The organism is Stieleria neptunia (genome assembly GCF_007754155.1).
Lineage (GTDB): Bacteria > Planctomycetota > Planctomycetia > Pirellulales > Pirellulaceae > Stieleria > Stieleria neptunia.
The window spans coordinates 71,011-82,338 of record NZ_CP037423.1; the positions used below are offsets into that span (position 1 = coordinate 71,011).

Annotated in this window: 7 protein-coding genes; 5 read left to right on the forward strand and 2 right to left on the reverse strand. The window is 61.2% G+C overall.

What is annotated here, in order from left to right; all coding sequences use genetic code 11:
• Positions 1 to 10: 10 nt before the first annotated feature.
• Complete coding sequence (locus Enr13x_RS00295) at positions 11 to 2,008, reverse strand: SulP family inorganic anion transporter (protein ID WP_145384105.1); 1,998 nt, start codon at positions 2,006 to 2,008, stop codon at positions 11 to 13.
• A 363-nt stretch (positions 2,009 to 2,371) separates the two neighbouring features.
• On the opposite strand from Enr13x_RS00295, the gene Enr13x_RS00300 reads away from it, so the two are divergent.
• Entirely contained in the window at positions 2,372 to 3,730 is a 1,359-nt protein-coding gene (locus Enr13x_RS00300) for a sigma-54-dependent transcriptional regulator (protein ID WP_145384106.1), read from the forward strand.
• A 235-nt stretch (positions 3,731 to 3,965) separates the two neighbouring features.
• Here Enr13x_RS00300 and Enr13x_RS00305 read toward each other — a convergent pair whose 3' ends face one another.
• Complete coding sequence (locus tag Enr13x_RS00305) at positions 3,966 to 4,631, reverse strand: carbonic anhydrase (protein ID WP_145384107.1); 666 nt, start codon at positions 4,629 to 4,631, stop codon at positions 3,966 to 3,968.
• Between the two features lie 307 nt (positions 4,632 to 4,938).
• Between Enr13x_RS00305 and Enr13x_RS00310 the strand changes: the two genes are divergently transcribed.
• The 4 genes from Enr13x_RS00310 (at position 4,939) to Enr13x_RS00325 (ending at position 10,767) form a co-directional block, all read left to right on the forward strand.
• Positions 4,939 to 7,632: a PSD1 and planctomycete cytochrome C domain-containing protein gene (locus Enr13x_RS00310; RefSeq protein ID WP_231744018.1), complete on the forward strand. Its 2,694-nt coding sequence runs from the start codon at positions 4,939 to 4,941 to the stop codon at positions 7,630 to 7,632.
• Between the two features lie 45 nt (positions 7,633 to 7,677).
• Positions 7,678 to 9,072 carry a DUF1501 domain-containing protein gene (locus Enr13x_RS00315; protein ID WP_145384108.1) on the forward strand — a complete coding sequence of 465 codons (1,395 nt, stop codon included), beginning with the start codon at positions 7,678 to 7,680 and terminating at the stop codon, positions 9,070 to 9,072.
• Positions 9,073 to 9,299: 227 nt separating this feature from the next.
• Positions 9,300 to 10,019 (forward strand): hypothetical protein, encoded by a 720-nt coding sequence (locus tag Enr13x_RS00320; protein ID WP_145384109.1) that lies wholly within the window; start codon positions 9,300 to 9,302, stop codon positions 10,017 to 10,019.
• A 4-nt stretch (positions 10,020 to 10,023) separates the two neighbouring features.
• Positions 10,024 to 10,767, forward strand: a complete 744-nt coding sequence (locus tag Enr13x_RS00325; RefSeq protein WP_145384110.1) for a uracil-DNA glycosylase family protein — start codon at positions 10,024 to 10,026, stop codon at positions 10,765 to 10,767.
• Positions 10,768 to 11,328 lie beyond the last annotated feature (561 nt).

Here is an 11,328-nt window from a genome sequence, read left to right on the forward strand (position 1 = left end):
CCGAGCCGATTCAATCGAGGGCGACCGCCTCGGCTGGAGCCCTATCGTCGGGCAAAAAATCGTCTGCGCGAAGGACCTCGACGTTCTCGACGCAAATCGTGATCGAATGTCGGTCCACGAATTCACGCCGCAACATGTCCAGCATCGACTCGCAAACGGCGGCGGAGACCACCAATTCCAATCGCACCTGGTCCTGCTTGGTCAATCCCGACCCCAGCCCCTGGCGCCCCGCTCCCCGGCAGGGGATCGAGGTGTAGCCACAGGCCCCGCAGGCGGTGAAGTGTTCGATCAGCGTGTCTTCGAGCGACTCCGACGCCGTCACGGTGACCCGCCGCATTCGCGGCAGACTGCGTTTTCGTGCCGCGTGTGGATTGTCCGCGAGCGGTTTCAAAAAATCTAAACCGCGGACCTGGAAACTCAAGCCTTCCTGCTCGAAATCCCGTTCCAGCTCGACCAATTTCTCCATCACGCTGTGGTCGACCAATTTGGCGTCCGACAGATCCACGATCAGGTTGCGGCGTTGGACCAATCCGATGTCTTCGATCTGCCGCTTGAAGGGAATCCAGTTGCTGAACACTGCCGATTGGCGGGCGATGATCTGGCTCGTTTGCTCATCGACCTCCTCGACCTCCAGATAGGGTTTAAAGAGCGACCCCAGCGGGACGCCGTTGGAGACGTGGATGATCATTTTGAGCAGGATGCCGGCGGCCACGCCGATCAACAGGTCCGTCGCCAACACCATGAACATCGTCGTGACAAAAATCGCCAGTTGCTCTTTGCCGATCCGCCACACATGCACGAACTCCGCCGGGTGGGCCAAGCGATACCCGGTGTAGACGAGCATCGCCGCCAGCGCCGCCAACGGGATCCGGTGCAGCACGGTGGGGATCAACGCGACGCAGCAGAGCAGAAAGATGCCGTGCCAGAAATCGGCAAATCGCGTCCGTGCACCGTTGTCGATGTTGGCTTTGGAACGCACGATTTCGGAGATCATCGGCAATCCTCCGATGCTCGCCGCACACAGATTGGCCACGCCGACGGCGACGATGTCACGATCCATGTTGGTCTTGCGTTTCCACGGATCCAACAGATCGATCGCCTTGGCGCTGAGCAACGATTCCAAACTGCCGATGATGAAGAACATCATCGCCCACTTCCAGGCTTTGAATTGTGACAGCGCCGAAAAGTCCGGCAGCGTGATGTCGTCGAACATGCCGAACGCCCGGTCGGGCATCTTGACCAAGTATTGCTCGCCGAGCTGGTATTCGTGGTTGGCCAACGAGTAGGCGTGCTCGTGCAACAAATCAAACCCCATGCCCATCGGAATCGCGACCAACAGGACGACCATCGGTGAGGGGACTTTTTTCAGGATCGCAACACGCCGCCCCGCCAACGGCCAACAGAACATGATCAGCAAACTGACCACACCGATCGTCGCGATCGCCGGATTGGCTTGGATCACATAGTCGGGAAACTGCCGCAGCATCTCCAACGGTCCCCCGCTGGCTCCGGTCACACCCAGGGCGACGGGAAATTGTTTGATCACGATGATGATCCCGATCGCGGCGAGCATGCCGTGGACGGCCGAGATCGGAAAGAACTCGCCCAGAATCCCGGCCCGAAAGATCCCGAACAGGATCTGCAGGATCGCGGCGGCCACGCCGACGGCCAGTGCCGCCTTGTAGGCACTCAAGTCGGCGTCGGTCCAACCGCCGATCAGTCCGTCGCCGCCGAAGTCTTCGATGCATCCGATGGCGATCACGATCAGCCCCGCCGCGGGACCCTTGATCGTCAGCTCACTATTGCTGATGAAGGTCGTCACGATCGCCCCGATGATCGCCGTGAAGATTCCCGCGATCGGCGGGTAACCGCAGGCCAACGAGATCCCCAAGCACAACGGCAGGGCGATCAGAAAGACCAGCAGCCCGGAGACAATGTCTTGTTTGAAATAACGTCGAAATCCCGCCAGATTGCCGCGGGGTGGTTCGTCGATCAGAGGGGCGGACATCAGCGTCTTGGGGTGGGGGGATTGCAGGAAACAGGACCAGGACGACGCGGCTCGGGGCTTGTGCCGGCATGGCGTGCCGCGCATATTCCAAGTCGCCAACGATGCCGGGTGCCGGATCCCCGGGCGTGGGGTGTCGTGGTCGGTGAAACCGAACGTCCTCGAGCGTCCAGAGCGGGCCGGTTTCGGCGGGTGATCGGCATCGCAAATGCAAAGCAGGGTTCGTGCCAACCACGACGGTTGGCCTGATTCGCCGTGTTTTGGCGCCTTGCCGTCTCGTGCTCGCCCGATAAACGTGCAAGCGGTTGCACGCGGCATGCAATCCGTTGCAGTCTCCGATCGGTTTGAATTCCCCAACAACGTCCCATGACAGAACCCGTCCGAATCCTGATCGTTGACGATGAGCCGCACATCCGTAGCGGTTTGGCGAAAGGTCTTGCCAAATCGGGAGACGTCATCGACACGGCCGGCGACGTCAATCAAGCGCTGGACAAATTGGAGCGATCGGAATACCAGGTGGTGATCGCCGATGTCCGCTTGCCCGGCGACCGCGACGGGTTGGATTTGGTGTCGTGGATTCAACAGCGCTGTCCGGAAACCAACACGTTGGTGATCACGGCGCACGGCACGGTCGAGACGGCCGTCGATGCGATGCGGCGCGGCGCGTTTGACTTCATCACCAAACCCGTCGATTTGAATCTGATTCGCCAGCAAGTCGGCCGGGCCTTGGACCATGGCCGTTTGCAGAGCGAAAACAGGGTCCTTCGCGACCGGCTGGCCGACGCGGGGGCGATCTCCGAAATCATCGGCAATTGCACGATCATGCAGGAGTTGTTTCAGCAACTGCGGCAGGTCGCCGACACCGACGCGACCGTCTTCATCCAAGGCGAAAGCGGCACCGGCAAGGAACTGGTCGCCCGCGCCTTGCATGATCTGAGCAGTCGATCCGGCGGAGAATTTGTCGCCGTGAACCTGGGGGCGCTCCCGGAGTCGCTGCTGGAAAGCGAACTGTTCGGCCACGAGAAGGGATCGTTCACCGGTGCCTCACGGCAAAAACCGGGCTGCTTTGAACAGGCCCGCGGCGGCACCCTGTTTTTGGACGAAATCACCGAGATTCCGACCAAGAGCCAAGTCGATTTGCTCCGCGTCCTGGAAACCGGACAATTCCAGCGGGTGGGCGGCGAAGCGCTGTTGAGCTCCGATGCCCGCATCGTCTCGGCGACCAACAAGGACCCGCTGTCGCTGATCGACGAGGGGGTCTTTCGCGACGACCTGTATTACCGTCTGAACATCGTCCCGTTGGTGATCCCGCCGCTGCGGAAGCGTCGCGACGACATTCCGTTGTTGGTCGAGCACTTCGTCCAGCATTTTTGCCAGCGGCACAAACGGCCGGCCAAACAGTTCACCGACGACGCGTTGGAAGCATTGGTGGCGGCCAGCTGGCCGGGCAACGTCCGCCAGTTGCGCAACGTCGTCGAGCGGTTGGTGGTCACCCACGTCGGCGACCGCATCGACGCGGACAGTCTGCCGTCGGAATTGACCGTCGTCCCAGCCGTCGGATCATCGCAGGTCCAGACCTTGGCCGAAGCGACCGAGTCGGCCGAGAAGGAGGCCATCAAGGTGGCGCTGGTCGCGTGCGGCTTCCATCGCGAACAAACCGCCCGCACACTCGGCGTCAGCGTCCGCACGCTGCACTACAAAATGAGTCGCTACGGGCTGCACTGAGTGGCCAATGTCAGTGGCACAACGCAACCGGCCTGTCGATTAAGTGAGCCGCGACGCGTAAGCGGCCGGGCATTCAGGCGCCCGCCCGAGGCCTTACGGCCAGCGGCTCACCATTGCTTCAACAAATCCCATCAAACCGACAGGCCGCAAGCCCTCCGATGACCGCCAAGACCGGAGAGTTTGCGCCCGTCCGCTACCATCGACGTGTGCCGTCCGATGTCCCTCGGACGTCATGCTAGATCGGCGGAAGCGTGCGGACTTGTGCGTCGACCGGCAGCGTGATGTCTTGCAGCGGTTTGAACTGAGCCTCGTCGGGGTCATACGCAAACACTTCACCGGTTTCGAACTTGTACACCCAACCGTGCAGCTTCAACTGCCCGCGTCCGATCGCGGCGGCGACCGAAGGATGCGTCCGCAGACTTTCCAGTTGAACCAAGACGTTTTCTTCGACGGTCAACGTCAGCCGCTTTTCCGGGTCGGTCAGATGGTTGTAGTTCTCTTCGACGATCCGTCGCGTCGCTTCGGCGTGCTCCAGGTAGGCTTTGACCGCGGGCAGTTTTTCGATCGATTCGGGGTCCAACAATCCCGCCATCGCTCCGCAATGGGAGTGTCCGCAGATCACGATGTCGCGGACTTTCAAAACGCTGACCGCGTACTCGATCGTCGCCGCTTCACCACCGTGAACGCTGCCGTAGGGAGGCACGATGTTGCCCGCGGTCCGCTGAATGAACAGCTCGCCGGGTCGGGTTTGGGTCAGCCGGCTCGGATCGATCCGCGAATCCGAACAGGTCACGAACAACGCCAGCGGGCTCTGTCCTTCGACCAACGTTTCGAATAACTGTTGGTCTTGGCTGAACAGTTCACGCTGAAATCGGTGAATTCCATCGACTAATTTTTGCATCGTCAAAATCCTGGTGCGGAAGTGGATAGACCGCCTGAAAAGGTGCCGGAGAAGCGGGTGACCGAGTTTATCAAAGAAGCATCGGTCCTGTCGTCTGTAATCCTATCGGAAACAATTCGCTTGCCGGCTGTAAGATTTTCGTGCTTGCGGTGCACTAGGTTCGTAGGAAACCCCTGGTGATCTGCGATCGATTCGATCCGCCAACCGATCCGCCAGCAACGAAACGCGAAACTTTGCGGCCCGTCGCGTGTTGGAACACTACCGTCGCTCGTCACTCTTCACGCTCGCTTGTCCCGGGAGAAATCCGGTGTTTTTCCAGCGAATTTCACGATCTGTCGTTTTTTTCGTCAGCGCCGCCTCGCTGGTGGGGGTGGCCGGTTTTGCCGCCGCCGCCGACGACGTTGCCGCGGCGCCGTTGACGCCCGAGCAAGCGAAGTTTTTTGAAACCAAGATCCGACCCGTGCTGGTCCGCGAGTGCTATGGCTGTCACAGCAAACAAGCCGGACAGAGCAAGGGGGGGCTACGCTTAGACACCCAGGCGGCGATGATCGACGGCGGCGACAGCGGCCCGGCGATCGTACCCGGCGATCTGGACGCGAGTCTGTTTTTCGGCGCGATCACGCACACCGATTTCGTGATGCCGCCCAAGCGAAAACTGACCGATGCCGAGATCGCCGATTTTCGAACCTGGATCCTGGACGGGGCGCCGGACCCGCGTGTCGTCACACCGGTCCAAGCCCCGACGCAGACGATCGATGACGAGATGATCGCCCAAGCCAAACGCACCTTTTGGGCCTATCAAACACCGCGACGCAGCCAACCGCCCGAACCCGACGCACAGCACGCGGCCTGGTCCAAGGCGACGATCGATCGTTTCCTCTGGAAAGCACTCGACGACGCCGGATTGCAGCCCGCCGGCGACGCGCCGGCCCCGATCGTGTTGCGACGACTGTGTTTTGATCTGATCGGATTGCCGCCCACCCCCGAACAACTGCAGTGGTTCACCGCCGCCTACGACAAAAACCCCGACGCCGCCGTCGCCCGCGTCGTGGATCGATTGTTGGATTCGGACCAGTTCGGCGAGCATTGGGGGCGTCACTGGTTGGACGTCGTCCGTTACGGCGAATCGACCGGACGCGAAGTGAATATGACCTACCCGAACGCCTGGCGCTACCGCGACTATGTCATCGATTCGGTCAACGCAGACAAACCGTACGACGAGTTCGTCCAAGAACAAATCGCCGGTGATCTGTTGCCGGCGGCCGACGACGACGAATGGTCCGAACACCTGGTGGCCACCGGCTTCCTGGCGATCGGCACCAAGAACGTCAACGAGCAGAGCGGCGCCCAGTTTGCCGCCGATGTGGCCGACGAACAGATCGATGCCACCACGCGGGTGTTCCTCGGAACCTCGGTCGCCTGTGCCCGCTGTCACGATCACAAATTCGATCCGATTCGCCAAACCGATTATTACGCGATGGCCGGAATCTTTCGCAGCACCAAAACATTCTTCGGCACACCGCCGTCGCAATACGGCAGCTTCGGCGGTCCGCAGCAACGCCGCATGAGCAGCCTGATCTTGTTGCCGACCGATGAACCCGATCCGGTCGGTCGGTCTTACTCCCCCGAAGAACTGCAACAGTTGCATCAAGACATCCGTGATCGACAAGCCGATCTGGTCGGGCTTCGTCGCGGGGAGAGTGCGACGAGCACCCGCCCGGGCGCCTCGGCCCAACAGATGCGGATTCGGCTGACCAACGAACTCGGCACGCTGTCGGCCAAGCTGGGAGTCGTCGACGAAAACGGGCAACCGCGAAGCTATTGCATGGGCGTTCAAGACGCCGACACCGTGGGGGATGCCCCGTTGTTGGTGCGCGGCGAAATCGATCAGCCGGCCGGACGCATCCAACGCGACTTGCCCGCCGCCCTCAGCGACGTGTCGTTTTCACCCAAGCCCGGCACCAGCGGACGACTGGAATTGGCGCGCTGGATCGGCAGCGACGACAACACACTGGCCGCACGCGTGATGGTCAACCGGATTTGGCAACACGTCTTCGGCCAGGGAATCGTGCCGACGACCGAAGATTTTGGCATGACCGGGACGGCCCCTTCGCACCCCGAACTGCTCGATCACCTGGCGATCGAATTCGTCCAATCGGGCTGGTCCGTCAAAACCATGATTCGTCAAATGATGCAGACGCGGGCCTACCGAATGCAGAGCAGCTTTGACGTCGCCAGCCACGAAGCGGACCCGGACAATCGGTTGCTGTGGCGGGCCAACGTGAAACGGCTGAACGCCGAATCGCTGCGCGACGCGATGCTCGTGATCGCGAATCAACTGGAAACCGAGCGGCCGACGGGATCCAAGGTTGCCCAAGCCGGTTACAGCCGTGTCCGAGACGGACAACTGGGCGATCCCCGCGATGCCATCCGCCGCAGCATGCAAACCACGTTGACCAGCCGGCGCGGCCGATTGGGCCCGATCTTCGACCGGATGCGAAGCGGCAATCCACGCGAGCAAGCGTTGGCCCGAAACCAGTTGCGATCGGCGATCGGCAACCAACAGATGGCGGAACTCGCCGCCAAGGCCTATGAGGAAGGTTCACTGGATGACGTCGCGGACAATCACCGCAGTGTTTATTTGCCCGTGGTGCGTGACTTCGTGCCGCGATCGTTGGAAGTGTTTGACTTTGCCGATCCGAGCATGGTGATCGGCACCCGCGAAACATCCAACACGCCCAATCAGGCACTCTACATGTTGAACAATCCGCTCACCATGCGGCTCAGCGAAGCGTTTGCCGAGCGGCTGATCGATGAAGGGCGATCGACGAAAGAACGTGTCGAAATGGCGTTCGTGTTGGCGTACGGACGTCCGCCGTCGGCCGCCGAACGCAGCGCCTCGCATCGTTTTCTCCGTTCGTCGGGCCTGTTGCCCAAATCATCGCTGGCCGCGTTTTGTCAGTCGCTCTTCGCGGCCGCCGAATTTCGATATTTGAATTAGGACCCGTGAAAGCCTGTCCCACTTGTCAATCACCTCGGAAATCCAATGTACACACGTCGCGATCTGCTCAAACACACTTCGGCCGGGTTTGGTTACTTGGCGCTTGCCGGGCTGACATCCCTGTCCCGCACGTCCGCCCTGGGGGCAGGGGCGGATATCGCGGCCAACCCGCTGTCGCCCAAGCCATCGCACTTCCCGGCGAAAGCGAAGCGGGTGATTTTTCTGTGCATGCAAGGCGGTCCCTCGCACGTCGATACCTTCGACTACAAACCGGCCTTGGCGTCCGACGATGGAAAACGTGGCAAGTACGGCGGCGCGTTGCTCAAGTCACCGTGGCAATTCCGTCAACGCGGCGAAAGCGGATTGTGGATCTCGGATCTGTTCCCCGAGGTCGCCAAGCACGCCGATGAAATGTGTTTGATTCGGTCGATGCATTGTGATCAACCGGTGCACCCGGGCGCGATGACGCAGATGCACACCGGGACGGCGCAGTTCGTGCGGCCCTCGTTGGGTGCCTGGACGCTATACGGTCTGGGCACCGAAAACGAAAGTCTGCCCGGATTCGTCTCGCTCAGTCCCCCCGCGGGCAGTTCGCGCAACTACAGCAGCGCGTTCTTGCCGGCGATCTACGGCGGCACCAAAGTCGGCGGGTCGGGCAATCGCTTTGCCCAAGCGGCGCGGTTTGCTTCCGGCGGCGGCCAGGCGGTGCCGGACATCAGCAACCCGAAACGAACGACCGATCAACAGCGGCGACAACTCGACTTCATCCAATCACTCAATCGCAGCCAAATGCCGGCCGGAGACGGGGCGAACGTCGAAGGGGTGATCCAGTCCTATGAGTTGGCGTTTCGAATGCAAGACGCGATGCCGGAGCTGATGGATCTGTCGGGCGAAGACCAACGCACGATTGCGATGTACGGCGCGGATTCCGGACCGACCCAGACGTTCGGGCGACAGTGCTTGCTGGCCCGTCGGTTTGCCGAAGCCGGCGTGCGGTTCATCGAAGTCACGCACGGCAATTGGGACCAGCACAACCGTTTGACCGAAGACCACGCCGCCCGGGCCGAGGCCTGTGATCAACCGATCGCGGCGCTGCTGGCCGATCTGAAACAACGCGACATGCTCAAAGACACGTTGGTGATGTGGGGCGGCGAGTTCGGACGGACGCCGTCGGCCCAAAACGGAAACGGCCGCAACCACAACAACAAGGGATACACGTTGTGGATGGCCGGCGGAGGAACCAAGGGCGGTTTCAGCTACGGGGCGACCGACGAACACGGATTCGAAGCGGTGGAAAACAAGTGCCATGTCCATGACTGGCACGCCACCGTGTTGCACCTGTTGGGTCTGGACCACACGCGGCTGACCTATCGTTATGCCGGACGCGATTTCCGCCTGACCGACGTCTACGGGAACGTGGCGACGGACATCGTCGCGTAGCGGCTTTGTCAAGGTTTAGAATTGGGGTAAGCTTCCAGCTTGCCGCCTCGTTTCACTCGTGAAACGCAAGCTGGAAGCTGACGCCACTTTGTCCGGACACCTGCCCACTCGGTGGGGGTAGCGGAGTGGGCAGGCACCCCGACTTGTCAAGTCGCATGCCTGCCGGTCAGACTACAGACCGCGTCGATCACACCCGCATCCACCCTTCTCGCGAATCCGCCTGCGTCATGGACGGCATCACCGAGCCCGTCGTTTTGGTCCTCGGGCATCCCATTGCCGGAAACCCGGCCCAGTTTGCGCTCGAGCGCGCCTTCGCCTCGATGGACCTCGGCTGGCGGGTCTTCTCCTGTGACGTGCCGGCCCAGCGGATCGACGAAGCGATCGCGGGGGCCGAGGTGCTCGGCTTTCGCGGACTGCTGTTGGACCAGAACCTGGTGACGCGTTTGGACGAGGGTGCCGAGCGGTCGGATCTTTATTGGCGGGGGAACGCTTCGGAGAGCCGGTGGCACACCGAAAACGTTCTCTCGACATGGCTGGAGCGCGAAATCCGCAAGCACTTCGAAACGCTCGATTCGGAAAACTCGGAAATCGGACCGCTGCTTTGGATCGGGACGCCCGATCCGAGTTTTCCCTCCCAGATCGCTTCGGAACAAGCGCATTCTCCGATCGCTTGGGCGTCGACCGAGGCGATCGAGCACGCCAGATTGATCGCGATCGCCGAAACGGTCGACGTTGCTCAGTGGCCTCGCTGCCAGGACGCGACGCTGGTGGTCGATTTTGCCAACCCGGAAAACGACCTCGATCAGATCCGCTCGCTCGGATACAACGTCCTCGGCCGCGAAGAAGTACGGATCGGCATCCTGCTCGAATCCATCCAGCGATGGACGGGAAAGCAACCGGTGGTCGACGTGTTGACCGAAGCGATCGAAGAGTACTTGGCGGTCTGATGCCATGACCAACAGCAACGTGACCAACAGCAACGTCAAGACGCTCATCCGGGCCGCACGGGAACTCTCCGATTCGGTCGACCTGCTTTCCTTCGCCGAGCCGGTCACCCACGTCTACAATCCGCTCGCCTACGCCCGGAAATCGCACGAGGCCTACCTGGGACGGGTCAGCGGCGACGTCAAGGTTGTCCTGTTGGGGATGAACCCGGGCCCCTGGGGAATGGCCCAAACGGGAGTCCCGTTCGGTGAAGTCGCCGCGGTCCGCGACTGGATGCAGATTCACGAGCCCGTCGGCAAACCCCCGATCGAACACGAAAAACGTCCGGTCGAAGGATTCGATTGCCAGCGAAGCGAAGTCAGCGGGCGCCGTTTGTGGGGCCTGTTCCAAGAGCGATTCGAAACCCCGGAAGCCTTCTTTGAAGACCACTTTGTGCTCAATTATTGTCCGCTGGTTTTCATGGAAGAATCGGCGCGCAACCGCACACCCGACAAATTGCTGCCGGAGGAACGGGAACGGCTCAGTGCGATCTGCGATGCCCACTTGCTGACCGTGATCCGCGCGCTCGATCCGGATCACCTGGTCGGTGTCGGTGTCTATGCCGAAGCCTGTCTCAAGCGGGTCGTCCAGATCGAAGACTGCCGCGGGAAAGTGACTCGCATTCTTCACCCCAGCCCCGCGTCACCGGCCTCGAACAACGATTGGGCGGGCAAGGTGACCAAGCAATTGCAAAAAGCCGGGGTCTGGTAGCCGCCGGCAGCGTCCACTCTGTAAGTCACCCTCGCTGGCAGCGAGGGTCGAGCGCAGCGAGGGGAGGGTCGACGTGACGAGAGACTCTGTCACCTGAGTCACCGATCCTCGTCGATGCAGAACGCCTTGACGGACCGTCCCGCTGTAGAAAACGATCGGGTGGATTGAGTGTGATGCGGTCAGCGGACGGTTGTACGACATCCTTTCTAGGTCGTCGCGGAGAGTCCAGCGGACGACGGCCCGGAAGGGCCGTCGTACTCGAAAAGCGGATCGTTGTACGACGTCCTTTCTAGGTCGTCGTCGGGAGTCCAGCGGACGACGGCCCGGAAGAGCCGTCGTACTCGAAAAGCGGATCGTTGTACGACGTCCTTTTTAGGTCGTCGTCGGGAGTCCAGCGGACGACGGCCCGGAAGGGCCGTCGTACTCGAAAAGCGGATCGTTGTACGACGTCCTTTTTAGGTCGTCGTCGGGAGTCCAGCGGACGACGGCCCGGAAGGGCTGTCGTACTCGAAAAGCGGATCGTTGTACGACGTCCTTTTTAGGTCGTCGTCGGGAGTCCAG